The 24,637-nt window shown below is 67.0% G+C and carries 19 protein-coding genes and 4 pseudogenes; 12 read left to right on the top strand and 11 right to left on the bottom strand.

Annotation, left to right across the window (positions count from 1 at the left end):
* Positions 1 to 93: 93 nt before the first annotated feature.
* A pseudogene (locus AC07F3_RS38710) lies at positions 94 to 456 on the bottom strand (transposase); the annotation flags it as partial.
* 91 nt (positions 457 to 547) lie between these two features.
* Here AC07F3_RS38710 and AC07F3_RS38705 point away from each other — a divergent pair.
* Positions 548 to 1,669: pseudogene (locus tag AC07F3_RS38705) on the top strand (IS630 family transposase).
* Positions 1,670 to 2,511: 842 nt separating this feature from the next.
* Positions 2,512 to 2,979 carry an RICIN domain-containing protein gene (locus AC07F3_RS38700; RefSeq protein ID WP_479119570.1) on the top strand — a complete coding sequence of 156 codons (468 nt, stop codon included), beginning with the start codon at positions 2,512 to 2,514 and terminating at the stop codon, positions 2,977 to 2,979.
* A gap of 208 nt (positions 2,980 to 3,187) precedes the next feature.
* Here the strand turns inward: AC07F3_RS38700 and AC07F3_RS38695 are convergent, their stop codons facing one another.
* Both AC07F3_RS38695 and AC07F3_RS38690 read right to left on the bottom strand, forming a co-directional pair.
* Positions 3,188 to 3,316 (bottom strand): hypothetical protein, encoded by a 129-nt coding sequence (locus AC07F3_RS38695; protein WP_479119568.1) that lies wholly within the window; start codon positions 3,314 to 3,316, stop codon positions 3,188 to 3,190.
* 632 nt (positions 3,317 to 3,948) lie between these two features.
* Positions 3,949 to 4,779 carry a hypothetical protein gene (locus AC07F3_RS38690; RefSeq protein WP_479119566.1) on the bottom strand — a complete coding sequence of 277 codons (831 nt, stop codon included), beginning with the start codon at positions 4,777 to 4,779 and terminating at the stop codon, positions 3,949 to 3,951.
* A 314-nt stretch (positions 4,780 to 5,093) separates the two neighbouring features.
* Between AC07F3_RS38690 and AC07F3_RS38685 the strand changes: the two genes are divergently transcribed.
* Positions 5,094 to 5,756 carry a hypothetical protein gene (locus AC07F3_RS38685; RefSeq protein WP_479119565.1) on the top strand — a complete coding sequence of 221 codons (663 nt, stop codon included), beginning with the start codon at positions 5,094 to 5,096 and terminating at the stop codon, positions 5,754 to 5,756.
* A gap of 675 nt (positions 5,757 to 6,431) precedes the next feature.
* Here the strand turns inward: AC07F3_RS38685 and AC07F3_RS38680 are convergent.
* Positions 6,432 to 6,668 (bottom strand): hypothetical protein, encoded by a 237-nt coding sequence (locus AC07F3_RS38680; RefSeq protein WP_479119563.1) that lies wholly within the window; start codon positions 6,666 to 6,668, stop codon positions 6,432 to 6,434.
* A 436-nt stretch (positions 6,669 to 7,104) separates the two neighbouring features.
* Here AC07F3_RS38680 and AC07F3_RS38675 point away from each other — a divergent pair, with 436 nt between their 5' ends.
* The 3 genes and pseudogenes from AC07F3_RS38675 to AC07F3_RS38665 all read left to right on the top strand — a co-directional run.
* Positions 7,105 to 7,680: an RNA polymerase sigma factor gene (locus tag AC07F3_RS38675; protein WP_479119561.1), complete on the top strand. Its 576-nt coding sequence runs from the start codon at positions 7,105 to 7,107 to the stop codon at positions 7,678 to 7,680.
* A complete protein-coding gene (locus tag AC07F3_RS38670; RefSeq protein ID WP_479119560.1) occupies positions 7,680 to 8,630 on the top strand; it encodes a hypothetical protein in 951 nt (316 codons plus the stop codon). Before AC07F3_RS38675 ends, AC07F3_RS38670 begins: the two co-directional genes overlap by 1 nt.
* Positions 8,631 to 9,181: 551 nt before the next feature.
* A pseudogene (locus AC07F3_RS38665) lies at positions 9,182 to 11,541 on the top strand (helicase associated domain-containing protein); the annotation flags it as partial.
* Between the two features lie 567 nt (positions 11,542 to 12,108).
* Here the strand turns inward: AC07F3_RS38665 and AC07F3_RS38660 are convergent.
* The 3 genes from AC07F3_RS38660 to AC07F3_RS38650 form a co-directional block, all read right to left on the bottom strand.
* Complete coding sequence (locus AC07F3_RS38660) at positions 12,109 to 13,296, bottom strand: hypothetical protein (RefSeq protein ID WP_479119559.1); 1,188 nt, start codon at positions 13,294 to 13,296, stop codon at positions 12,109 to 12,111.
* 368 nt (positions 13,297 to 13,664) lie between these two features.
* Positions 13,665 to 14,150, bottom strand: coding sequence for a Ku family protein (locus AC07F3_RS38655; protein ID WP_479119557.1), 486 nt, complete (start codon positions 14,148 to 14,150; stop codon positions 13,665 to 13,667).
* A 60-nt stretch (positions 14,151 to 14,210) separates the two neighbouring features.
* Entirely contained in the window at positions 14,211 to 14,654 is a 444-nt protein-coding gene (locus AC07F3_RS38650; protein WP_479119555.1) for a hypothetical protein, read from the bottom strand.
* 96 nt (positions 14,655 to 14,750) lie between these two features.
* Between AC07F3_RS38650 and AC07F3_RS38645 the strand changes: the two are divergent.
* A pseudogene (locus AC07F3_RS38645) lies at positions 14,751 to 15,005 on the top strand (Tn3 family transposase); the annotation flags it as partial.
* 171 nt (positions 15,006 to 15,176) lie between these two features.
* Here AC07F3_RS38645 and AC07F3_RS38640 read toward each other — a convergent pair.
* Both AC07F3_RS38640 and AC07F3_RS38635 read right to left on the bottom strand, forming a co-directional pair.
* A complete protein-coding gene (locus tag AC07F3_RS38640) occupies positions 15,177 to 15,557 on the bottom strand; it encodes a PIN domain-containing protein (protein ID WP_479119553.1) in 381 nt (126 codons plus the stop codon).
* Entirely contained in the window at positions 15,554 to 15,811 is a 258-nt protein-coding gene (locus tag AC07F3_RS38635; protein WP_479119552.1) for a hypothetical protein, read from the bottom strand. The genes AC07F3_RS38640 and AC07F3_RS38635 overlap by 4 nt, the downstream gene beginning before the upstream one ends.
* 160 nt (positions 15,812 to 15,971) lie before the next feature.
* Here AC07F3_RS38635 and AC07F3_RS38630 point away from each other — a divergent pair, with 160 nt between their 5' ends.
* The 5 genes from AC07F3_RS38630 (at position 15,972) to AC07F3_RS38610 (ending at position 20,879) form a co-directional block, all read left to right on the top strand.
* Positions 15,972 to 17,237: a competence protein CoiA family protein gene (locus AC07F3_RS38630; protein ID WP_479119550.1), complete on the top strand. Its 1,266-nt coding sequence runs from the start codon at positions 15,972 to 15,974 to the stop codon at positions 17,235 to 17,237.
* 449 nt (positions 17,238 to 17,686) lie between these two features.
* A complete protein-coding gene (locus tag AC07F3_RS38625; protein WP_479119548.1) occupies positions 17,687 to 18,145 on the top strand; it encodes a hypothetical protein in 459 nt (152 codons plus the stop codon).
* Between the two features lie 229 nt (positions 18,146 to 18,374).
* Positions 18,375 to 18,635 (top strand): hypothetical protein, encoded by a 261-nt coding sequence (locus AC07F3_RS38620; protein WP_479119547.1) that lies wholly within the window; start codon positions 18,375 to 18,377, stop codon positions 18,633 to 18,635.
* 651 nt (positions 18,636 to 19,286) lie between these two features.
* On the top strand, positions 19,287 to 19,553 hold the full coding sequence (locus tag AC07F3_RS38615; RefSeq protein WP_479119546.1) for a hypothetical protein: 267 nt from the start codon (positions 19,287 to 19,289) through the stop codon (positions 19,551 to 19,553).
* A gap of 819 nt (positions 19,554 to 20,372) precedes the next feature.
* The gene (locus AC07F3_RS38610; protein ID WP_479119544.1) at positions 20,373 to 20,879 is read left to right on the top strand and encodes an RICIN domain-containing protein; all 507 of its coding nucleotides are present in this window, start codon (positions 20,373 to 20,375) and stop codon (positions 20,877 to 20,879) included.
* A gap of 249 nt (positions 20,880 to 21,128) precedes the next feature.
* Here AC07F3_RS38610 and AC07F3_RS38605 read toward each other — a convergent pair whose 3' ends face one another.
* The gene (locus tag AC07F3_RS38605; protein ID WP_479119543.1) at positions 21,129 to 22,367 is read right to left on the bottom strand and encodes an IS256 family transposase; all 1,239 of its coding nucleotides are present in this window, start codon (positions 22,365 to 22,367) and stop codon (positions 21,129 to 21,131) included.
* Between the two features lie 832 nt (positions 22,368 to 23,199).
* Positions 23,200 to 24,405 carry an IS256 family transposase gene (locus AC07F3_RS38600; RefSeq protein WP_479119574.1) on the bottom strand — a complete coding sequence of 402 codons (1,206 nt, stop codon included), beginning with the start codon at positions 24,403 to 24,405 and terminating at the stop codon, positions 23,200 to 23,202.
* Positions 24,406 to 24,637: the final 232 nt, after the last annotated feature.

Below are 24,637 nucleotides of genomic sequence, written 5' to 3'. Positions count from 1 at the left end.
CCCCGGCCCGCACCCTCACCCAACTGCAGGCACGCATACCACCACACGACAACCCCTGCACAGATCAACTCTGACAGTTATTCAGACACAGGCCCCCAGCGCACCGCAGTACTGCCGGGCCACCCCGACCGACGCCCGCCCGCACTTGGGAAACGACACATCGTCGACCACCCACACCTCGGGCCCGATCACCTGAACCAGCCGCTCGGCGATCCGTCGCCGGACCGGCGTCCACTGCCACGGCGACTGATTGACGAACTGCTGCAGCGCCTGCATGTTTCCGTCCGGCAACCGCTGAGCCATCGGCTGGATCGACTTGCGACGGCCGTCCAGCATCAGCCCCCGCAGATAGCACTCGCCCTTGGCCCGCTGATCCTTGCGCGGCACCGAGGCGAACACATCTTCCACGAACAGTCCCAACGCCGCCCGCATCCGGTCCACTTCATGCGCATCCATACATCTCAACATGCTCTTGATCAGCACAAACGCATAGACCTAACGAAGCACTACTAGTGTCCTGCGCCAGTAGTGAGTCGTTAGTTGTTGTGTGACTTCTGCTGCTGGTGCGTCAGTTCCTCGTCGGGGTCCGAAGCTGGAGCCGTTGCTCCTGGCCGACGACGAGCGTGTGGTGCTCGAGCGGTGGACCCGCCGGGCAACGTCGGCGCAGTCACTTGCTCTGCGGGCGCGGATCGTGCTGGCGTGTGCGGGTCCACAGGTGCCGCCGATCGTAGAGGTGGCCCGAAACCTGGGGGTGGCTGCGGACACGGTCCGCAAGTGGCGACGTCGGTTCCTGGCCCAGCGCCTGGATGGGCTGGTGGATGAGCCCCGGCCCGGCCGGCCGCCCACCATCGGCATCGATGCGGTGGAAGCCGTGGTGGTGGCCACACTGGAGGAGATGCCGAAGAACGCGACCCACTGGTCGCGTTCTTCGATGGCGGACCGCAGCGGCCTGTCAAAGTCGACTGTCGGCCGGATCTGGCGGAGGTTCCAGCTCAAGCCCCATCTGACGGACACCTTCAAGCTGCCCACGGATCCGTTGTTCGTGGAGAAGCTCCACGACGTCGTCGCCTTGTACTTCAACCCGCCCGAGGGCGCGGTGGTCCTCTCGGTGGACGAGAAGTCCCAGATCCAGGCCCTGGGGCGGTCCCAGCCTGTGCTGCCGATGAGGCCGGGCATGCCCGAGCGCCGCACCCACGACTACTTGCGCAACGGACTGACCACCTTGTTCGCCGCGTTCGACGTCGCCACCGGTGAAGTCATCACCGCGCTGCACCGCCGCCACCGGGCCCTGTAGTTCAAGAAGTTCCTGATCCGGATCGACAAGACGGTCCCGGACCACCTGGCGGTCCATCTCATCGTCGACAATTACGGCACCCACAAGACCCCGGCGATCAGAGCCTGGTTACTCAAACACCCTAGGTTCCACGTGCACTTCACCCCGACCTACTCATCCTGGCTGAACCAGGTCGAGCGGTGGTTCGGCTCCCTCACCGACCAGAGGATCCGCCGAGGCACACACCACAGCGTGCAAACCCTCGAAGCCGACATCCGCGCATGGGTCAAGGATTGGAACACCAACCCCAAGCCATTCATCTGGACCAAAACAGCCGCAGAAATCCTCGACTCCCTGGCCCGCTACTGCCAACGGATCTCCGGCGCAGGACACTAGTTCGGGGTCGGCGGCCATGGCACGCAGCATCGCGGCGGTCTGGGCATCGGTGAGCACGGCACCGGTGGCCCGGCGGCGCGCGTCCTCGGCAAGGCCGAGCTCGGCTTCAAGCGCGAGCAGCGCCGGAGGCATGTCGGTGGACGGCGTGCCGTCGGGCTTGTGGCCGAGGCAGAGGAGCGGCTCCGGCAGGACACCGCAGCGAGAGCAGCGCAAATCGTCGGGGACGGGCTCGGACATCGCGCCTCCTTGACCTTCGGGACTCAACCTTCGCTGACACTAATTCGCGTCCGTCAAGGTTTGCTGACAAACGGCCAAGCTTCAGTCGCGCAGCAGTCCGTCCAGCGGCCCGCCGATCAGTGCGGCCTACGTCTGGTGCGGCCGCGGGCCCGGATTGGGGTCGTCGTGGTCGCGGCCGTACACCCGGCCGCGCAGCAGCTCGTCACCGTCGTTCATCCGACCAGGCTCCCAGGCACCACCGACAGCGCGGGCCGTGATCGTCGGCGGGGCCGGCCTCGGTGGAGGCCTGGCCCGTCGCTGGGTGCGGTGCGGCTATCGGGTCTTCGTGGGAGCTGATGAGGGCGTAGGAACTTCCATCATCCCAGGTCAGCGGGCACCTCTTCTCATTTCTTCGTCCACAGGTCGACTATCACGCGGTGGATGCAGGCTCAGATTATGATCAAGTCCCTTGATCCCTGATGATCTTCGATCCTACGGTTCATGAGCAATGACGAGTGCGCGAGTCCGCATGGACCAGGATTCGCGCCAGGGGGAAAGAGAAGAAAATGTTCACGGTTTCCAAGGGCCGCGCCGCGCTGGCCTTTGCGTCGGTTCCCGTGCTTCTGATGGCGGTTTCGACGACGGCTCATGCATCCGACAACATCGTCTGGCGCAACAAGGCCACTGGCGGCTGCCTCCGCGTGTATAACAACGCCGGGCTCGACACCGACGCACAGGCCTCGCTGCGCTGCCAGAACGTCGGCATCTTCGACGGCAAGCACTTCACGTCCAGCTGGAACGACTCGCAGAACAACCTCGAGAACGCCAACGGCTCGTGGAAGATCACGACCAACAACGGCTACTTCAAGGGCTATTGCCTCGCCAGCTGGTACGCCGACTCCAACGGCCTCGGCCGGGTCTACATCGAGCCCTGCTCCTCCCCAGCGAACTACTACCAGCAGTGGGAGGAGAACTGGAAGGGTGACGGGATGCAGCTCGTCAACCGCCAGACCCGCCTGTGCCTCGACAGCAACGATCAGGGCGATGTCTACACCCACGCGTGCAACGGCGGCGACTACCAGGTCTGGAAGTAACCGGACCTCCGCTGCCTCACCGGGGTCCGACTGAACGGGCCCCGGTGAGGCGGAGTCGCATCACCCGCCACCGCGTTCCTCCCGAGCGCGGTGGCGGCGTCATGTCCGGCCAGTGCCGCTACGTGTGCGCGGTCGTCAGATGAGTGGCAGGAGCAGGCCACCGGCATCTGGGGGGGCACACCGGGCCCGATGGCCTTCTGCAGCTGGTTCAGTCGGTGGAGCTCTCCGGCCGGGACCACGGCCCCTCGAAGGCCGGTCCGCAGCCGGGGGCCCGCAACCGCGGCTCGGCGTGGGCGGCCTCGGTGGCGCGCGAGATCATCGTCGGGGCAATAGCCACCGTCCACTCACCCCAACCGTCTCAGGTCTGCTCCGGCCAGGGCCGTCCCAGCACGAGCCATCCGTCCGGCGCCAGCAGCTTGTTGCTCACCGTGTACTTCCCCCCCCGGTCGTGACGTCCGTGTCGTGTCGATCCTTTCGCCCGGCGGTGACAGCGGGCAAGGCGCTCTCCGGCCGCCCCGCCTGGAACATGGCCTCTTCCCTTCGGCTATCGCGTAGGTAAGAGGTGTCGTTTTCCGAGGAGGGCTTGCCCACGGGGGCTGACCTGGGCAAACGATCGGCTGCCGAGTCCGGGGGTTCACACCTTCGGTCACACCTCCCGTCCCCTGCCGAAAACAACCGTCCAGGCAACCGTTCAGCCCCCTTCCGGTGCAACCCTCCCGCGAGGCTGGGTAGACACGGCACGGCCAGGCCCGCTCCCACCTCCAGAGCGCCCACCGCTCAGCGTCCGCGAACACGCCGGAGCGCTCGGAGAACATCGCGAGGACCTGGGCGCCGGCGCCGTCCACGGCGCTCGGGTTTGGCGTCCCCGGCCGTGCCCCGGCCCTGCTTGCCCACCTCGCGCCCCGGCCGGGGTGGGCAAGCCGCCGTCCGAGGGTGGCTTGCCCAGGGTCCCCTTGGGCTTGCCCACGGCTACCGGCGGCGGAACAGGCCGCGGTTCTTCTTCGCCTCCGCTTCGGCCGCCTCCCGCGCCGCAGCTTCCTCCGCCTCGCGCTGCGCGACGCGTTCGGCTTCGAGCCGGGCCCAGTGCTCCGGCCTGCACGGTCCGCACAGGCCAGCTGTCTTGCTGTGCCAGGAGTACTGCCGGGTTGACTGCCAGCGTTCGTCGGTGAACTTGGTGCCGCACTGCGTGCACACCGGCCGCTGCGCCTCCCGCTCCGCAGCCTTGCGTTCCGCCTGCCGCCTGCGGGACTGCTCCTCCTCCACCGCGTACAGCCGCTCGCCGTCCGGGTTGTCCAGGGCCTCGCTCAGCGTCTGCCACTCCTCGCGCCCGAGCCGCCGCCACACCCTGCCCGCTGCCCCAGCCGGATCGGCACAGATCCGCTCCAGCTCGGTGACGACCACGGGCACCACCTGGTGGTAGTCGACGGCCGTGAACCCGGCCCACGGGTACCGGGTGCCAGCGAAGTGGCGGCGCGCCGCCTGCTCCAGGCGCCGCATCCGGCTCGCGCGCTGCGCGGCAGTCCTGCCCGTGAACACGAACGCCACCGGCACATAGCCCTCCCGCCCGGTCGCCGGGTAGATCCGCGACCACAGCCGGAAGCCGTGCACCGCCGCACCCCGCCGCCGGGCCGCCTTCTCCTTGTTCGCATCGGCCTTCGGCGCCAGGAGCCCGAACCAGTCGTGGTAGCGGCGCAGCTTGTCCACCAGGTCGTCGACGGGCTCGTTGACGCGGTCGAGCCTGGGAGCCGGTCTGCGGCCGCCCGTCAGGGCCCGTCGCGCGTGGTCTTCGACCTGGTCCACGCGGGCACCGATCTGACCGGCTGATTGGGTGGGCGTTGTCGCGGGTTGCGCGCTGGTGCCGTTGAAGTGGCAGGGGGCTGTCAATGGCTGGTGGAAAGATCACTGGCATGAGGTTTGTTCGCACAACTCCGCCACGGCCGCTCGAGGTGACTGCGGTCTTCCCCGAACTGGCTCCGATCGCACGACCCGCAACACGGCTGCACCCGCGCCCCGGTTCTCCCACGGTGCACGACAGCTCGATCGGCGGGCCCTTGCTGTGGCCCGCTCAGCAACCGTGGCTGTACTGCCGCATCGGGCATGAATGGCCTAACCCCATGGTGCCCGTGGCCCAGTTGTACGCGCGGGACATACCCCTGCTGCGGCCGCCCGGGCGGAGCGACCTGCTGCAGGTCCTGTGGTGCCCCTCGGAGCACGATCCCGACTCAAGTATTCCGATCGAGGTGTGCTGGCGGACCGCCGCGGATGTCACCGACGCACTGGCCGCGCCGCCCGAGCCGTTCGAAGCGGACGAGGACCTTTACATACCCAAGCCTTGCGTACTCGCGCCGGAACAGATCACCGAGTACCCCCATTACGGGGAACTCCCCAAGGAGCTGAGAGAGCAGATCAAGGACCCGGCGCTCTGGCAGGCAGCGGGCATCGTGGTCGACGAGGCCGACCCGGAGCAGCTTTATGACGACGCTCTGTCCCACGCCCCCGGCTGGAAGGTCGGTGGCTGGTCCCGCTGGGGACTGACCGACCCCGTGCCGCGGTTCTGTGTGGCCTGCGGGAGCTCGATGGTGCCTCTGCTGACCATCGCCTCATCCGAATGGCAGCGCAACACCACGAGTTGGATCCCGTACGAGGACCAGCCCACCGGCGCGCCCGAGGACATCTGGTTCAATCCGCCCGGGATCACGGTGCTGGACGCCAACCGCCTCCAGCTGTACGCCTGCCCGGCGAACGGAGGACACCCGCACACCAGCCTGGTCCAGTGAGGGGCCACCGATTCTCTCCCCCCGCCGCATGATCACCCTTGCCGGGCGGACGCCCGCGAGGCCCCGCACACCGCACTGACCCGGGGACCCTGACCCTGCGGCCCGGCCGCAGGCCGCGCGCCGACTGCCGCCCCGTCTTACGGGGAGGGGAGGCCCAGGGTCCCCCCACCGGGCCGCCGGCCCACATGGCTCGCTTCGCTTCACTACCACCACCGCCACCGTCGCGTGCCCTGATCAGCAGCCTGCACGAACGTGCCGTAACTGCTCGACGGGATGGCGGGGTTCGGGGCGAGCAAGAGTGGTCGCCAGATCGCCTGCGATTCCGCAGGGCGGTGGCGCCACCCCGTCCGGCCGCACCGTGTTCGCAGCGACATCGAGGCGGCACACGTGCCGCTGTTCAGCGAATGACCCGACCACGCACGGACGTTGGCACCGGGCGCAGCAGTGTCACGCGCTGGGACACCACGACAGCTCGGCGCCCGACGCCTGCGTCAGTGGGGCTTGTCCTTGTCCATCTGACGCAGCAGATGCTCTGCCGCCTCCGGAAAAACTCATGGCCTGCGGGCCTCCCGCGGCGCTGTCCTGGGCACCGCACTGTTCATTCGCGGCTATCCAGCCGGTCGACGACGGGGTCCGGCGCCCGCCCGTCGGTGACGAGGGACCTCTTCCTCACGGCTATCGGGCGGGGAAGAAAGTCAGGGGCCTGACCTGCGCTTTCAGTGGCGCCAGGGCGGGTCGCGGTTGAGCTGGGACATGAGTGGTCGTGCGGGCGGCGTTCAACTCGTCGCCCCGGTCCTGGAGCTTGAGTTCCAGGACGACCATCTCCTGTTCGAGGATGGTGATCTTTGCCCTGAGCGGCTCGGTGTCGTCCCGGCCGCCGATGCCGACCTCGCGCCAGATCTGTTCGCCCAACACCTCGCCGAGGTGCTCGGCTGCGGTCTTGGGCGGCGAGGCGGGTCTGCCGCCAGGAGGAGGCGCGACACAGCACGTGGTGCAGCGCCTCCCCATCTGCCGTGTGCGCGCGTCGCCAACTCCCCTCTCGATTTGGGCCGTTGACCTGAGCTGCGCAATGTCACGTTCCGGCGGCGCCCTTGTACTACAAGGGCAGTGGCGACACGCGTGGTGGCCGCTGTTGAGATGGACGGAGATCCCGTGGACCCGATTGTGGTTGTAGTGACCCCTTTGGCGCTGGTGGGTACCGCGCGGATAGGTGTTTGGCTCGCAAGGTACTGGCTGGAGAATGAGGTGGAACGGATCGCCCACCACCGCGTTGCCACCGGGTGCCGCCCTCATCGGACCCGCGCGCACCGTCACTCCTGTTCCTGCGTTGGGGACAGGGGGAATCGGAGTGGAGGACGCAGCCAGTACTGAGCTACAGGTCACCGACCAACGCAAATCAGAGGCCGCTCCACCTGGCACCGGCCGGGAGATGGCGGAGGAGCTGCACTTTGCCGAGTTCCCGAACCTCGTGCGCTTTCTGCTCCTGCATGGGGCTTCCTGGAACGAGGCACAGGACGTGGCGCAAGACGCCTTTACTCAAATGTGCAGGCCCGGCACAGCTATCGACTTCCCGAAAGCGTGGCTGCGGACGGTGGCCTGGCGCTCCTGGCTCCGCCAGCAGGTGAAGTCGGAAGATCTGTGCGCCGAAGTGCCCGACTTCCCCGTGGCCCACTGGCAGACGCCTGCCTACGCCCTTGAGCTCGGTGCTGAGGAGCGTCGGGTCATCGAACTACTGCTGAACCTGCCATCCAAACAGAGAGCCGCGATGGCCTGGTATCTGGACGGCTTCACCACGCAAGAGAGCGCCAAAGCCATGGGGATCACTCCTGAGGCTGTACGTCAGAACCTGGCCCGGGGCCGGGCTGGACTCAAAGCCGCCCTGGGGCTGGGGCAGCCGCACGGAAGTATCAGTGAGGAGGAGTGATGAGCAACGACCCTGACGCCGAGCGGCACCTGAACGTGCTCTTGGCCTCCGCACACGAACAGTTGGGGATTGCGATCTATGACGGTCTGATGGGAAGAGGGGGGCCTCCGGAACTTCGAGATCCCGACCAGCATCTGGGGCGGCTGCTAGCCTCGGCGCACCGCCAGACGCAGCACGCAGTGCTCAGCCGTCTTGCCCCGATGGACGACGGTGCGGTGACCGACGAACAGCAGGTGCTGCCGACGTCACCCCAAGCCGGTAGTGACAATGTCCTCATGCGCCGGCCGGCATCACTGCGCCTGAAGTACCGGCGGCAGGCCCTGGGCATCATGCAGTCCTTCTGGCCGCAGGACCTTCGCAGGCTGATCGGTAATGCTCTCGTGAACGTCCGGGAGCTGATGGCGAGCCTTGAGCACGAGGAGCTCCCGCCTGACGCCCATGTCGTTCTGACTCAGGCGAGTGCGGGCATCAGCGAGGTGCTTCGGCTCAAGAGGCCTCATGCACTGACTGCCCCCGGCTACCTCGAGGCGGTGGAAGGCCATCTCGCGGCACCAGCCGCACGTCTTGAGCATGAGGCCCGCAACTCGCGGTATCTGCTGGTCCACGAACTGATGCCTTGCCTCGACGTGGAAGGAGTGTCCTGGCTCGGCGTACTAGAGGTATCCCAAGATGTCGTGGATGACCTGGATGTGACCTATCGAGCCGCAGCCGCGCTTGCCGCAGCCGTAGCTGCGGTGGAAGCAGCGAGCAGCGACTTTCGAGGGGCTGACCTGCAGTCCGTTGATCTCGAAGGAGTCCCTCTAGAAGGGGTGAAATGGAATGCGGCCACCGCCTGGCCGCATGAGTGGGAGGAACGAATCTGGCGGGCATCGCTCACCGTAGAGGACGATGACGCGGTGCTGGTTGTGAGCGGAGAACCCCATGACAACGCCGTATCCGCCGAAACCTGAGCAACCGAAGCGTGATGCGCACAGGGACTTTGCGCCCGGTGGCGAACACGCGTCCTCCACTCCGGCCGGTGGACTCCACTCAGTGGAGTCCACCGCATCGTCGGTGCGCACCATCGGATCCCCTCAGTGGCCGACCTCCCGGTCGTGATGCGGTCAGGCCTCCTGCGGGGGGGGGTGCGCCTGCTGGTCGCCCTGGCGCACCGGGCGCACTGCGTCGGCGTCGTCCTGGTCGGTGAAGCGGTCCGCGCGGACGCGGGAGCGTCGGCCGCTTTGGTGAACGCGTCCTGGAGATGGCGCAGGCGTTCGGTCGTGAGATCGAGGGCTTCCACGTCTCTGCGGGACGCCCGCAAGGCCCGCGGCGCCATCAGGTCGATCGCCTCCCGGCGTCCGGTCTCCAGTTCCTGGTCGTCGTGCTCGACTTCGGTGGCCAGGGGCGATAGCAGCTGCTCCGGCATCGCCGCCTCCTGATGGGCAACGACGTCGTACACACGGCCTCGCGCGGCAAAGGAGCCTGCACGGGTTGAGGGTTGAGCGTCAGAGGATGCGAGGGCATGACCGCTGTTCAGCTCAGGGGGCACCAGGTGGCGCAGAAAGCGCGTGTCCGGGAGTGGGTGGGATTTCCTGCACGAGATTCGGTGCCCGTGCGGGGGGGGTGCGGGGGACGATCGTGTCCGCGACCGGTTCGGGCAAGACCATCACCGCCGCCTCGTGCGCGCTGGACTGCTTTCCCGGCGGCCGGATCGGCGTGACGGTGCCGACGCTGGACCTGCTCGTACAGACCGCCCAGGCCTGGCGGGCGGTGGGCCATCGGGCCCCGATGGTTGCCGTGTGCTCGCTCGAGGGCGATGTGGTCCTCGACTCCCTGGGCGTGCGCGCCACGACGAATCCGATCCAGCTCGCCCTGTGGGCCGCATCAGGGCCGGTCATCGTGTTCGCCACGTACGCCTCCCTCGTCGGCCGCGAAGACCCGGAGGACCGACCGGTCGGCAGAAGGTTCGTGGGCCGCTGGAGGCCGCCCTGGCGGGCGGAGAACGCCTCTACGGGCAGCAGACGGCTCCGTTCGACCTCGCGATCGTGGATGAGGCTCACGGAACGGCTGGTGATCTTGGTCGTCCGTGGGCGGCGATCCATGACAACGCCCGGATCCCCGTCGACTTCCGGCTCTACCTGACCGCCACCCCGCGCATCCTCGCCGCGGCCCGACCCCAGAAGGGCACCGGCAGCCAGGAGCTGGAGCTCGCGTCCATGGCCGACGACCCGCAGGGAACCTACGGGCCGTGGCTCGCGGAACTCGGACTGAGCGAGGCGATCGAGCGGGAGATCCTCGCCGGGTTCGAGATCGACGTCCTCGAGATCCACGACCCCTCCCCCGTCCTCGGAGAATCCGAGGAGGCGCAGCGCGGCCGGCGCCTGGCCCTGCTGCAGACCGCGCTCCTGGAACACGCGGCCGCGTACAACCTGCGCACCGTCATGACGTTCCACCAGAAGGTCGAAGAGGCCCGCGCCTTCGCCGACAAGCTCCCCCAGACGGCAGCCGAGCTGTACGTCACCGACGCCACAGGCGCCGACCTGGTCGCCGCGGAGAAGCTGCCGAAGTCGTCGATCGAGGCGGAGTTCTACGAGCTGGAGGCCGGCCGGCACGTTCCGCCGGACCGGGTCTGGTCGGCGTGGCTGTGCGGCGACCACCTCATCAGTGAGCGGCGGGAGGTTTTGTGGCAGTTCGCCAACGGCATCGACGCCACCGGCCACCGCGCCTTCCTCGCCAGCGTTCGCGTACTCGGCGAGGGCGTCGACATCACCGGCGAGCGAGGAGTCGACTCGATCTGCTTCGCCGACACCCGCGGATCCCAGGTCGAGATCGTGCAGAACATCGGCCGGGCGCTCCGTCTCAACAAGGACGGCTCCACGAAGGTGGCTCGGATCATCGTGCCGGTGTTCTTGGAGCCGGGCGAGGATCCGCAGGACATGGTCGCCAGCGCCAGCTTCAAACCGCTCGTAGCGGTCCTCCAAGGCCTGCGCAGCCACGATGAGACTCGTTGAGCAGCTCGCCTCCCGCGCCCTCACGAGCGGCAAGCGCAAGATTCACGTCCAGCGCGATGAGGACGGGCGGATCGTCGGCGCAGGCGGCAAGAGCGACGGCGAGGACCAGGAGCACGACGGCACCGATGCCGCCGCCGAGTCGGCGCTGCCGCACTTCTCCAGCCCGCGCGACGCCGCCACGATCGCGGCGTTCCTGCGCACCCGCGTCTACCGGCCCGAATCCCTCGTATGGCTGGAGGGCTACCAAGCCCTGCTGCGGTGGCGGAAAGAGAACGACATCACCGGCCTCTACGCCGTCCCCGAAGTCGGGGTGACGAAGGACTTCCCCCTCGGACGGTGGGTGCACCAGCAGCGCAAGGCGCTGCGGGCCGGGGAGTTGGAGGAGCGGCGCAAGTCGCTGCTGGACGCGCCGGAGGCCGGGATGGTGTGGGAACCCGGCGAGGAAGCGTGGGAGACCAAGCTGGCCGCGCTGCGATCGTTCCGGCGGGCGACCGGGCACCTCGCGCCCTGTCAGGACGCCGTCTGGGGTGAGGACGACCAGATGATGCCCATCGGACAACACCTCGCCAACCCCCGCCGCACAGGCGGCCTCGGGAAGAACCAGGACACCGCAACAACCGGGGCCGTACAGCTGACAGAGATCGACCCCGACTGGAACTGCCCCTGGCCACTCAACTGGCAACGCCACTACCGCGTCCTCGCCGACCTCATCGACGCCGACGGCCACCTGCCCGACATCGCCCCCGGTGTACGGTTCGACGGCGACGACCTCGGACGATGGCTCCACCAACAGAAACAGCCGAGCACTTGGGCGCAACTCCTCCCCGAGCAGCAGGAACGGCTGACCGCGCTCAGCGTCGATCCAGGCGAACTCGCCTTCGCCCACCAGCTCTTGGTCGGCCTCGACCAGCGCGCCAACACTCTCCTCGCCCACATCGTCGCGCTCATCAGGGACGCTGGAGGCGCCGATATCTCCGACCGCGCCCACGGCCTGCGCCCCGATATCGACACCGGGGGCCTGCCCTACGTCCACCGGTTCGTGGAACTGGCCCTCGCCTTCCAACACGCCGTCCGCAAGGATGCCGACGGCCTGGCCGCCACCGTCGGTCGACTCCACGAACTCACCGCTGACACAGGCGACTTCGCCCACTTCATCGAATCGCCCACTTCATGGCCGACCTGCCGCTGCCCTCCCCCACCGCGATGGATCGACGGCGATGAATCCGTACGCACCCGCTGGCACAGGCTCGTCCGTGATCGCCAGGCGTACCTGGACAGTTAGCTGCCCATGCCGTGCCACCGAAGGCTGACCACCTAGGTCAACGCCGCTTACCGAGTCCGGGCAGTCCATCAGACGCCTTACGACCACTGCTCGACAATTCGTCGTCAGAGAGTCCGCGGTGCGGGCCGTAACGCGAATCCGTCCGCGCTGTAGTGGCTACCCCGATTGTGAGGTGACGGAGAAGTGGCTGTAACCGCCGCTGTCGGTGGTCGCGGCCGTAGGGCCGTACACCGTTCCCGGGTCAGCTTGGCGCGCTAGGGCTGGACGTGCGTCGTAGGCGGAGAGCGGCCAACCATCGACGGTGACATAGGAAAACGCCACATTGACGGTCTTAGGCCAAGTGCCGGTGAATGGGGCGCTGAAGCCCCGCTCGGCGATGACCTCAGCGCTCTCCGAGCGAGCCGCTGGAGCCCTCTGCGTGAGGGTTTGACTGTGTCCTGGGCGGGACCGGTTGTCGAGGGTGAGGATGTAGTTGGCAGGATCAGCTGCGCTTCGGACCACTGAAGCCGCCATGACGTCCCCAGGCTGGGCGACGATGGGGACTGGCTGCGCCTTGGTGTCAACGCCCCCGTTGATGACCTCCCAGAATGCTTCGTACTCCGGGTACAGGTCGCCTACCCGGCCTCGGCAGTTGGCCAGGACACCGATCTGGACAAGGCTTTCCTTGGAACTGTTGGCAGTCCCGTCGAGGCCGACCCAGATACCGAGCTGGTCGTCGGGATACCGCTGACGGCAAACCCAGAGCGGCTCCGTCCACACCGCGGTCACCGCGCGCGGAGCCGCGTTGACCGGGCTGCTGGCTACCACGTAGCCAGCCCATTCCGCGTAGGGAGTGTCGACGAGGGTGATGTCATCGATCTGTACCCAGGAGTCGGCGCCCGGAGCGTAGTACCCAGCGTAGAGCGTGACGAAGGTGTTGGTGCCGGAGTTGAAAGCCATGCGCAGAACCTGGTAGGCGCCGTTACTGATCACCTTCCCGTAGTTCTTCTGGACGACCGTGCGGCCGTTCATCCCTCGTGCCCCGAAGTAGCCGGTCGTGTAGTTCCCGGAGGTTCGCACCCAGCCATCCAGGTAATAGACCGTCTGGGGTTTTACCGTCACCCGCTGTGTGACGGCATTCCAGCTGCGGCTGGAGGTGCGGATGAACGCGTTCTTCCGCCCCGTCTTCTGGTAGCCGAGATCGATGTCAATGCCCTTGTAGTCCGGACCCTCGCCCACCCATGGAGCAGAAATGGTCCGACTGGTCTGTTGCTCGAAATCGGGATCACCGACCGTCCCGACCGGAGCTGCCGACGCGCGTCCCGTCAAACCGGTGAGCAACGCAGCAACCAGCACCATGACCAAGGTCAGAGAACATGCGTAATGCCCCCGGAACACGCCGCCCTGTCGCACTGTTGAATACACGAGCCCCCCTCGCGGTGCATTCCCCTGGGTGTGTGGCAGACACCCCAGCTGTCGGGACGATAGCGGCGTCGATACCCGACAACTACGCCTTTCTCGCGGCGCGCCGAGGCGTCGAGGGGGCGCACACTCGCAGCCACGCGCGTACCGGAGTCTTCTCTGCATCATGGGGCAGGATCAGTGGCGAGCCAGTTTTGGAGTCTCCGTGGCGGAACTGCCACGCCATGCCCCAGGCGCGTAGCTGGCCTCGATTCGCTGCGACACCTGTCGGTGACTCTGGCCGAGGATCGGGTCCAACTTCTACAGATCCTCTATGCGGAGCGGGGCTTGCGACCCGTCGCCTTCCTGGCCGCGGTCTTGGCTGCCCGTTTCTTCGGCAGGTCGTGGACAGTGGCTGCTTTGGTGTCCTCGCCGCGGCCTGCCTTGGCAGCCTCGACACTTGCGTTGAGGGCGGCCGTGATGTCGACGACCTGCCCGGTCGGCTCCGGTGCTTCTTCGTCAACAGACCGGGGTTCACGGTGTTCGGCCTTGGCGGCCAGCAGTTCTTCGACGGCTTCGCGGTAGTGGCCCCGCATGTCGCTGACATCGTCGCGTGCCATGGACTCCAACAGCTGGATCGCGGCGTCGCCTTCCCGCTCCGTCAGGTCGACCGCCTTGGGCGCCCGAGTCTCGGGGCTGCGCAGTTCGTCGTCCCACCGCATGGCGTGCAGCACGATCGCCCGCTCCACCACGCGCAGCAGACCCAGCCGCTCGCGGTTGTACCACGCGAACTTCGCGACGGCCGTGATGTCCTCCACCCTTCGGGGAGCAGCCGCCACGATGCTTCTCGCCGCGCAGCGCGAGGTGGAGGGGTAGCGCTACTTGGCCAGCGTGCACCTAGAGGCGACAAGCGTTTCTTTTGTCCTGCCTTCGTCGTAGCGCCCGCCTTTGAAGAGGGGGTACCCGCCGACGTTTTCCGTCCCCTTGCAGTTATATTTGACGCCTGTCCCCTTTTCTACGACGACGAAAGCGTTGTCGATGTTGTGAAGGTAGGATGTTCCCTTCGGGCGAGTACAGGGGGCACTGCCAATAATCGAGTCTCCATATTCGGGACCGTTCTTTTGGAAAACGGACACCTTTGCGCAGGTGTACACGGGCGGCGGCGCAAGGGCCGCGCCCGCACTGGCCGGTGCGACAGTCACAGCGGAGAGGATCACCGTTCCGGCTGTAGCGATGGCAGCAGCCGTGCAGCGCCAACGCCAAAGGCTGTGAGGGGTAGCTTCGGGTGCTGCTGCGAAAGTAGCCAGAGTGCGCATGCTCATACGTGTTTCCTTTCAGCTCCGGGAGCCTCTGTCCTTTTGGGCAGTAACCCGCGCTGGAACTGGAGACGCAGCATGGAGGCGATATCACCCGTTTAGATGCCGCTGAATCGTTTCTCCGTGTCGGAGTATCGGTGCCAGTTAACCGGCTCCTCGTCGTCGTGCCGCACGGCTTCCTTCGCCGGGCCTGGAACTTCTCGGCCGCATTGCCCTGCAGAGGTCACCCGCCGCCAGCCCGACCAGCAAAACGAGCAGGCGTGGTGCCTGACCATCGTGACGAACGCCGTCATCTGCTGGCACACCGAGTACATGGGCCTGGCCGTTGAGGAACTGCGCACCGCCGGCGGCGAGGCGACGCCGAGGTCCTCGCGCACATCTCCCCCGCCCGCAGCTCCGCGGTCAACTACTACGGGGAGATCACCGTCGAGTACGAGCGCGAAATCGCTCAGTTCGACGACACGGGCCGCCGCCCGCCGCGGACCGCGGCCACCGGTGACCCGGCCGCTGGGCTACGGCGGGGCCGGCTCAGGGTGTGAGGTCCAGGACCCGCACGGGGAGGCCTTCCCACTGCTTGGGAACGGTGGTGGCAACGACCGCGCCGTCGGGCCGGTCCGGCGTGGGCTGCGCCGCGTACTGGGCGTGGGCCGGGCCCCAGGTGGCTTCCCTCGCCACGGCCAGGGCGGCAGACAGGTCCAGATCGAGCACCGTGATGCCGGGCATCGCCGCGATGTGCTCGGCCGTCCCCGGCCGGGCCCGATCCGCCTCGATGAGCGAGCACACCGGCGCGTACAGAAACCAGTCCGGCTCGGCATGAGCACGATGGATCAGCCGGGACGCCAGGACGTTGCCCTGCCCGGCAGCGGCCATCGCCGTGTCGTCCAGGACGATGTGCATCGCCTCGCTCATCGCCCGGCCGCCTGCTCCAGCCGGCGGTCCAGCTCCGCGTCCAGGTCCCGTTGTTCCGCAGTGCTCGGCGCGTAGCCGTTCCACTCCTGCAGCGCCGCCCGCGCCTGCTCGGCCCGCGCCTCCCGCTCCGCCGGAGTCAGCAGGGTCTCCGCGAGCCGGGCCAGATAGGCCCGCAACGACAGCCCCTCCGCAGCAGCGATCGCCGCCAGGCGTTCCTTGGCATCCTCGGGGATGCGCACATTGGCATCAGCCACGGTCGTACTCCTCTCCACTCCACAGGGTACGGGTACGGGTACGTACCCGTACCCGTCTCGCGGCTGGGGAACGAGAAGGGGAGCACGATGCGCACCCCAGGCTGTTTGCCCGATGCCGTGCCTCTACCGGCTTTGACCGGAACTCTCTACCGTCCGTTGTATGGCCAACGGGGTGTTTCACACCGAGTACGGCATAGAGATCAACCTGTCCCGGCCGGACCTGGGGCATCCGGATCGCCCCGGCCTGCTGGAAGAGGTCACCCGGCCCGTCTCCGAGCGTTCAAGGACGCTGCTGCAGTGCCTGACCGATCGGGCTGGCGGCACCTGCCGATGCGCGCTCGCGGACAAGACGCCGTGGATGTTCGTCCGCGGTCAGCGGCGGGGCGAGGGCATTGTCCTGACCGCGGTGCATCTGCCGCTCACGCATGTGGCCACGCCCGCGGAGACCGAGCGGCGCAAGGCGATGAACGACCGGATCGCCCGCACCGCAACGTCCCACGGGCTGGCTGTGGAGACCAACGTCCGTACCTCCGACGGGGCGCGGATCAGCGACGTCCTGGTCGCCGGACAGGGCAGCAGAGTCGGATGGAAGTCGCAGTACTCCCCCATCAGCGAATCCGCGGTCTACCGGCGCACCGCCCAGGCACGCGACCATACGATCACGCCCGTGTGGGTCACCCCGGACGCCGCCTCCTCCTTGATCGACAGGGCTCCGTGGCTCAGGGTGGACGATGTTCCCTGGCAGCGCATCGCATCCCCGCTGGCCATGCTGGTCCGGGGCGGCGTACGCCACCTGCAGATCTGGAAGTGCACCCCGTCGAGCGAGCGGCCCTGCCCCAACAACGGCCAGGCCTGCAGGGATTGGCACTACGGCTGGTTCCTGCCTGCCCTGTGCCTTCCTCAGGAACGGGCCACCGCACTCGACGAACTGATCGTCACCACCGCCGACGGCGAGCACCAGGTGATCCGCACCCGTGACCCTGACAATCCGCGCCGCACCTCGCACCTGTGGGCCCATGCCGACGACGTCCGACTCTGGTACGAGCTCGAAGGGCGCTCGGACGGGCAGGGCGACCGGCCGCCCATCGAGGAGGTGCCCCTCACCTTCACCGGCGAGGACATCGATCCGACCTGCCGCTACGGCGACGAACGTCCCCACCGCGACGCCCGCCGGCCACGCCGGGACACCAGCTCCGCCACCGGCGTGCGCACCCTGGACGGGGAACCTCCGCAGCTTCACCGCGCCCCCAGCCGTCCCGTCCAGCTCCGTCTTTCCCCCGGGGAACGCCGCGCCGTCGCGGCCGAACTGGGCTGCCCGCCCTGGGAAGTGGGGCCCTGCATGCTGTGTGCCGCCCCCATCCACCGCTACGGCAGCCACGGCTACCTCGCCTGCCGCAACTGCCGGGCCACCAACCTGAACCCCTAAGCCACGGACCATGCAACAAGGCAGGCGGGCCCAGCACACCTCGATAGCCGTTCAAGGCGGAGATGTTGTTCGGGAAAATCCCCGGTCGAAGGTCCTGCTCGGCCTGCCCGGCACCCGTCACCCCGACGGGTGACGTCATTGGATCTCAGGCATGGCGACCGGCGCGGCCGGAATGTCCGAGTGCCGTGTTCTACTGGTATGGGTGCGGTCAATTCGCGGCAACAGGCATATATCGGGGGTGAGTTAGTGGCGTCCATGCTGGAGGCCCTGTATATCGCTACCACGTCGGGCGCGGTCGTCTCGGGAGCCGTATCCAGGTATCTCGCGGTCCGGATCGAGCGCCGGGAGGCTGCCCGGAGTCGGCAGCGAGGGATCGTCGCCGAGTTGACTCGCAGTCTGCGAGCTGGGGAGATCCCGCAAGACATGGGCCGACTGGGGGGGCCGGGCCGATGACGCGAAGCCAGAGAGATCAAGGCCTTCGGGACGTCTATCAGCTCGTGCTGCAGCAGACGGATCTGGACGGCCCCGGCAAGGCATCGTTGCTGGAGGCGTGGAACGCTCGCGAGCAACGTGAGCACGAACGGGAACAGCGGGCAGATGAACGGAAGCAACAACGCTTTGAGACTGTGATGGGCTTCCTCGCGCTGATCGCGTTGCTCCTGGCCACCGTTTGGCTGGCCCAAAGCGGGCACACCTGGGTCGCAGTCGCGCTCATCCCTCCGATGGTCGTGGTGGTTGCCAAGTTCCTCGGCCGGCCTGTCACTGCGTCGGAGGCAAGCCTGATCGGATCGGGGATCAGCGGCGCCTTCCGTGGCCTACAGCAGGCCGCGAATGGTGCGGCACCCCAGCCTGCGTCTCCAGCTGGCTCGGTGCCGACCAACGGTCCGGCCGGGCCACCAGTGCCATAAGGGCAGCGCGAAGGCCGGGACGGAGGAATCTTCGTCCCGGCCTTCGCCGCGTCATCGGCGATCTCTACGACCTCCGCCGCACCAACACCTCAAAGGTTCTCCTTGACTTGGTGCAGAGAAGGGTGAAGATCCGGCACGCAGACACGATCGACGCCGACGTCGTCGGCTACACCGGCCCGCCGTCCCGCCCTCGCGCCCTGGCCGTCCGGCCGAGACCGAACTCAACCGAATGCCGGACGAGAAGCGGAACAGCTACCGCGCCAAGGCCCCGATCAACACCGTCGTCATCAGCGGCATCGCTCTGTACGAGGAACTCAAGAAGGGCGAATTCTTCGGCATGTCCCTGGGTGTCGATCAAGACATGGTCCGGCTGAGCGACCCGTCCTTCCGCGTGTTCGACAGCCGGTTCACCCGTGCTCGTCTCCACATCCGGGACTGGTGGTGGGAGCGCCGGCGCAACCGATTGGAAAAGCGGTCAGGGCAGGCGTGATCACAGCTGGCTCCCTGTCGACTGCGTGCCCTGCTTACCCCTGCTATGCCCTGGGTAGGCAACTCAGCCGTCGGCCTGGCGACAGGCCGGCGCTTGCGCACCGACGAGGGCAGGAAGGAATCCAACCATGGACGAGCAAGGCCCCTATTCCTCCCTGTAGTTGGCGCGCGCAACGTCTATCGGCGTTCGACCGAAACGCAGCCTGACCTGCGAAGCGGACACGTCGGCGAACAGGTTTTGTCCATCAGGGCGCGGTGGACCTCACGATTGGACCGCAGGGCAGCGTTCACGGGCCGGTACGGCACGTCTTGTGGGGCGGCGGGTTTCCCGGGCCGACGGGAACGGCAGCTACCGGATGACGCCGTGAAGGGGAGGGGTGAGGGGTTCGATGCAGGACGACTTACTGGTGGTCGGCTCTGCTTCTACTGCTTCCACGGCTTCGAGGCGCCGGCGGCCACGCGGGTACCGCTGGTGACGCGCGGGCGGCTCGGCGGGAAGGTGCGACGGCACTTCGCTCATCCGCCCGGGCAGGCTCCGGCCGGTGGGCTGGCGACTACCGCGACACTTCAGCCAGGCATTATGTGACCTCAGGACCGGGCAGCATGTTTCGATACAGATGTAACGCCCCACCCTGCTCAAACGGAAATGCTGATGGAAGACAACAAAAACACTGAGTACATCGAGATCCGCCTCACAGTCGACGAAGCTCTGGTCCTGTCAGACTGGCTGGAGCGACTTCAAATGACCGACCTTTCACGGATCGTGGACGAAGACGACAGGGCGCTATGGGCTCCCATCCACAAGATTGCCGGGAAACTCGACAAGTCCCTCCCAGGAATCTTTGCTTCCAACTATGCAGAACTCTTGGAAGCAGCCAAGCAGCGCCTGCGGCCGGTCGACCTGCGCGACGAGGAATAGAGACGGAGGGCGGTCAGGCACAGCTTGCCGTCCCCAACGGGGCGGGTTTCGAGGGACGTTCGGACAGGAGAGAGTGGACTGGCGACGGTGCGCTCAGGGCGTCCAGCCGGCTCCCAGGAATCTTCTCGCTGGGGCTCCGGTAGCGGCCCAGGCCCTCAGGAGCGGCTCTCACCGGGCGGCCACCAGGGACGCATGCCCGACCGGGGTCATTGCACAGACCATCAGGGACGGCAGCGAGGAGAGCCGACAACGTGTCCCGCGGGCTCCACCCCGGAGGTCCCGTGGGCGATGGCGGGTTTCGCCGTGGGGCCGTGACCAGGCCTCGCTTTGGGGTCAGCCGCCCGCCGCCTGACCGCTGAGGCTAGTCAGCTGTCGCTCGTGTCACGGCTGAGGAGCTGGCGGAGCATGTCCTTCATCTCGCCCAGGTCCTCCTTCAGCTGTTCCTGGCCCTTCTCGAGCCGGTCGAGGGACGCGGTGTGGTTGGCCAGGGCGATGGTGCTCCGTCTGCTTGTCGATCACCCGCTGGAGCTTCTCGTTCAGGATGCGGGCCACCTCTGGCTGATCGGGTCCTCTGGCATGGCACCTCTCGTTTCGCTCGTCGGTCCAGCGATGTCGGTGTGGCGCACTGTGCCAGTGAGTTGCTGACCGTCATCAATGCCGGGTGTCGGACGGAGAAACGGCGACCAGCCAGCCGACCAGCGAGTCTGCGACGGGGCATGCGAAGTGCAGCAAACGCCAGCCGGATGCGTGGAGGTCCCGATACGATCCGGACCGGACAGTTGGTCCATACCTTTGATGCGGAGGGGTGCTGTGAAAGGTATGAGCAAGCGATTCGCGGTGGCTGTGCTGGCGTTAGGGGGCCTGCTGCTTCCCTTTGCGGGGGCCGGGTCGGCCCAGGCCGCTGACGGGCCGAGCGCGATGCAGAACGGTCGTTCGGCGATGTGTCTGGACGGTGGCAGTGCGCAGCTGAGGTCGCACGTGCAGCTGTGGACCTGCAACGGGACCGCTGACCAGCAGTGGACGCGGGTGTGGACCAACGGAACGGTCTATCAGCTGAAGCACCAACAGTCGGGTCTGTGTCTGTCGACCGATCCGTCGGGTTCCCTCGCGAACGGCTCGTGGGCGATTCTGGAGTACTGCTGGGGCACCCAGTACGAGAGCTGGACCGGGTTTGGCTACAAGAACGGCTTCTCGACGATCACCCAGATCGCCTCCGGCCGGGCCCTGGATGCCGATGCGTCGAGCGCCTTCCACAACGGCACCAAGGTGCAGATCTGGGACCGTAATGACGCGGGCCAGCAGCAGTGGAGGCAGGCCACACCGTGACCTGTGTCCCCCGTGTCCCCCGCAGGCCAGGGCCTGCGGGGGACATCCCCAGAGCTATGGTGCGAGACATCTGGGACTACGTTGTCTACGAGTCGTCACTGAGAGGCCGGAGCGGGACGCCGTCCAGGTGCTGAGGGAGCAGCCGGGCGCGGCGTCGGACAGCGTTGACCCGGTGAGCAGCCCAGCCTCCCAAGGGTCACGTCCGCGTGAGTGGTGTATCAACGGCCACTCGGTGATCTCGTTTTGAGGTTATGCGGACAGTTCGGTTGGGAGGACGGTGTCGTCGATTTCTGACTCGATCGGGTGGAGGCGGGCCTTGGCGAGCAGGTCGAGTCCCATGTAGCGGCGGGCTTCGGTCCATTCGTCGTTCTGCTCGGCCAGCACTGCGCCGACGAGCCGGATGAGGGCGGTGCGGTCGGGGAAGATCCCGACGACGTCGGTGCGGCGGCGGATCTCCTTGTTCAGTCGTTCCTGTGGGTTGTTCGACCAGATCTGCCGCCAGATCTCCCGCGGGAACGCGGTGAACGCCAGCACGTCGCCCTGAGCGGCATCCAAGTGGGCCGCGGCGTTGGGAAACTTGGCCTCCAGGGCATCCAGGACGTGCCGCATCTGGGCCTGGACGGCATCGGTGTCGGGCTGTTCGAAGACGGTCCGCAGCAGGGTGGCCACCCATGGCTGGGCCGACTTGGGCACCTGGCTCAGCAGTGCGCGGGCGTAGTGGGTGCGGCATCGCTGCCAGCTCGCGCCGGGCAGGGTGGCACCGATCGCGTTCACCAGACCCATGTGGGCGTCGGAGACGACCAGTTGGACGCCGGACAGGCCGCGGACGATCAGGGAGCGCAGGAAGGCCAGCCAGCCGGCACCGTCCTCGGCTGTGGCCACGTCCAGGCCGAGGATCTCGCGGTGGCCGTCGGCGTTGACGCCGACCGCGATCAACGCGTGGACGTTGATGATTCGGCCGCCCTCGCGGACCTTCTGGGTCAGCGCGTCGACCCAGACGAACGAGTAAGGGCCGGTATCCAGAGGCCGGTTACGGAACGCGGCGACCTGCTCGTCCAGGTGCTTGGCCATCGCGCTGACCTGGGACTTCGACAGCTGGGTGACGCCCAGGGACTCGGCGAGCTTCTCCACTCGGCGGGTGGAGACCCCCAGCAGGTAGGCGGTGGCGACCACCGAGATGAGGGCTTGTTCGGCCCGCCGGCGTCGTTCGAGGAGCCAGTGCGGGAAGTAACTCCCGGACCTGAGCTTGGGGATGGCAAGTTCGACGGTGCCCGCCCGGGTGTCCCACTCGCGCGGGCGATATCCGTTGCGGTGGTTGACGCGCGCGTCGCTGACCTGGCCGTATTCGGCATTGCAAAGGGCGTCCGCTTCGGCGGACATGAGCGCGTCGGCGAACGTCTTGACCATCGCGCGCAGCAGATCGGGACTCGCCGCGGTGAGGTTGTCCTCGGCGAGGGTGTGCAGGGGCAGACTGTCGGGTGCGGTCATCGTGCTGATCTCCTTCGGGCTTCGACACCTCGAAGATCAGCCGGTGGCCGTTCATCTATGCGGGCCTCATCCCAACGCCGGAGCAAACCCCCGGATCAGGTCGAACCCCGTACACCACTTCCCTGGACGTAACCCTCCCAAGTGGAACGGGCTGTTATCGGTGACTGTCCAGCCGCGTCTGCCGCTTCACTTCCCTTATGCCTTGGAAGACCTGCGTGATCGATACGAAGGAAAGGGCGTAAAAAACCCACAGGGCGAACATGGAATCAACCCACACAACGCAGACGATCGTTGACACTGCGCAGATCGAGAGAGCTATGGCCGCCCATCGGATGCGGTCGAGGCCGCGCCAGGGTCCATGCACCGCCGATCACACTCCGCTTCTGTAGGTGGTGGCGCCCCACATCTTGGTGCCATGGCCCGGCTGGCTGCCGGGCCACGGCCACCACGTGTCACCGCTGGGTGACGTAGTACACAGCGAAGAAGATCAGCATGCCGCAGACGACCCACAGAACCAGCCGAGCTGCTCTTTTCCGATCCATGCTTTCTCCGTTCAATCCTTCGCCGCTATTTGAATCCAGGCACGAATGGCCCCAGTACCCCGGCAGCCACGCCACCAAAGACAGCACTCTCGGTACTGGCTCCCAGCGCGGCGGCTGTACCACCGGCAGCGGCACCTGCCCAGAGACCTGCTGTCACGCCTCCCGCTACTGCACATGCGATGCCTGCCGTAGCGCCGCATGCAGCCCCGACCACCAGAGCAGCCGCCCCTACCGTCACCGTTGCGCGGCTCGGGTGTGTCAATTTAACGGCTGACCTTGTTTGTTGATGGTCAGTTGTTGCTTGGGGTCAGGCGTCCTTCGAAGGCGATCTGGAACGCGTTGAGGGGTGCTTTCCAGCGCATGGTCCACCGCCTGCGGCCCTTCCCGGTCGGGTCGAGACTCATCAGCGCCATGTAGATGCACTTGAGGGCGGCGGCTTCGTTGGGGAAGTGCCCGCGGGCGCGAACAGCTCGGCGGATGCGTGCGTTGACGCTCTCGATCGCGTTCGTGCTGCAGATGACCTTGCGGATCTCGACGTCGAAGGAGAGGAAGGGTACGAACTCGGCCCAGGCGTCGGACCACAGCTTCACGATCGCCGGATACTTCCGGCCCCACGCCTCCTGGAACTCCAGGAAGCGTTCCGTGGCTGCGTCCTCGCCGGGTGCGGTGTAGACGGGCTTGAGAGCCTTGGCTACCTTGTCCCAGTCCTGACGGGCGGCGTAACGGAACGAGTTCCGCAGCAGATGCACCACGCACGTCTGGACGATCGTGCGGGGCCAGACGGCCTCCACGGCCTCGGGCAGGCCCCTGAGCCCGTCACAGACCAGCATCAGCGTGTCGTCCAGGCCGCGGTTCTTGAGCTCGGTGAACACGTGCAGCCAGTACTTCGCTCCCTCGCCGCCCTCGCCGGCCCAGATGCCGAGGATGTCGCGGGTGCCGTCCACGGTCACGGCCATCACCACGTAGATCGGCCGGTTCGCGACCTTCCCGTCTCTGATCTTGACGTTGATCGCGTCGACGAACAAAACGGGGTAAACGCGGTCGAGCGGCCGGTTCTGCCACTCGGCCATGCCCTCCATCACCTTGTCAGTAATGGTGGAGATGGTCTGCTTGGACACCTCGGCTCCGTAGACCTCGGCCAGGTGGGCGGCGATCTCGCCGTGCGTGAGCCCCTTCGCGGACAACGACAGAACCATTTCATCGACCCCGGTCAGCCGGCGTTGCCGCTTCTTGATGATCTGCGGCTCGAACGTGCCCGACACGTCACGCGGGACCTTGATCTCGACCGGCCCCACGTCCGTCAGCACGGTCTTGGCCCGGCCTCCGTTGCGGGAGTTGCCACTGCCCCGGCCGGCTGATTCGTGCTTCTCGTAGCCGAGGTGATCAGTGATCTCACCTTCCAGGGCGGACTCCAGGACCCGCTTGGTCAGCTGCTGCAGCAGCCCGCCCTGCCCGGTCAGCTGCAGCCCCTCTGACCGGGCCCGCTCCACCAGCATCGCCACCAACTGCTCGTCCGACACAGGCACAGGCGGCCCGGACAAGTCCTTCTCGACAGGCTCCACGATCCCCAACTCCACGGCGGCGTCAGCCACTTGACGTCTCTCCCATGATCGTCGGATCCGCCGTTAGATTTACACTCCCCTCGCCGATCACCACCGCACCGGCATCGACCGCCAGGTCCTCGCCATCGAGGAGAGCGAAGAGCGCGCCTCGCTCCGCTACCGGATC

The sequence above is a fragment of the Streptomyces sp. NPDC045846 genome (assembly GCF_056431605.1).
The sequence above is the reverse complement of the archived record's forward strand: the minus strand, read 5'-3'. Positions and strand labels throughout refer to the sequence as shown.

Bases quoted from the DNA above. Each gene is read 5' to 3' on its own strand.
- AC07F3_RS38700 (WP_479119570.1), top strand. From the start codon at position 2,512: ATGGCGGTTTCGACGACGGCTCATGCATCCGACAACATCGTCTGGCGC.
- AC07F3_RS38685 (WP_479119565.1), top strand. From the start codon at position 5,094: ATGGTGCCCGTGGCCCAGTTGTACGCGCGGGACATACCCCTGCTGCGG.
- AC07F3_RS38670 (WP_479119560.1), top strand. From the start codon at position 7,680: ATGAGCAACGACCCTGACGCCGAGCGGCACCTGAACGTGCTCTTGGCC.
- AC07F3_RS38650 (WP_479119555.1), bottom strand. From the start codon at position 14,654: ATGAGCATGCGCACTCTGGCTACTTTCGCAGCAGCACCCGAAGCTACC.
- AC07F3_RS38640 (WP_479119553.1), bottom strand. From the start codon at position 15,557: ATGAGCGAGGCGATGCACATCGTCCTGGACGACACGGCGATGGCCGCT.
- AC07F3_RS38630 (WP_479119550.1), top strand. From the start codon at position 15,972: ATGGCCAACGGGGTGTTTCACACCGAGTACGGCATAGAGATCAACCTG.
- AC07F3_RS38625 (WP_479119548.1), top strand. From the start codon at position 17,687: ATGACGCGAAGCCAGAGAGATCAAGGCCTTCGGGACGTCTATCAGCTC.
- AC07F3_RS38620 (WP_479119547.1), top strand. From the start codon at position 18,375: ATGCCGGACGAGAAGCGGAACAGCTACCGCGCCAAGGCCCCGATCAAC.
- AC07F3_RS38615 (WP_479119546.1), top strand. From the start codon at position 19,287: ATGGAAGACAACAAAAACACTGAGTACATCGAGATCCGCCTCACAGTC.
- AC07F3_RS38610 (WP_479119544.1), top strand. From the start codon at position 20,373: ATGAGCAAGCGATTCGCGGTGGCTGTGCTGGCGTTAGGGGGCCTGCTG.
- AC07F3_RS38605 (WP_479119543.1), bottom strand. From the start codon at position 22,367: ATGACCGCACCCGACAGTCTGCCCCTGCACACCCTCGCCGAGGACAAC.
- AC07F3_RS38600 (WP_479119574.1), bottom strand. From the start codon at position 24,405: ATGCTGGTGGAGCGGGCCCGGTCAGAGGGGCTGCAGCTGACCGGGCAG.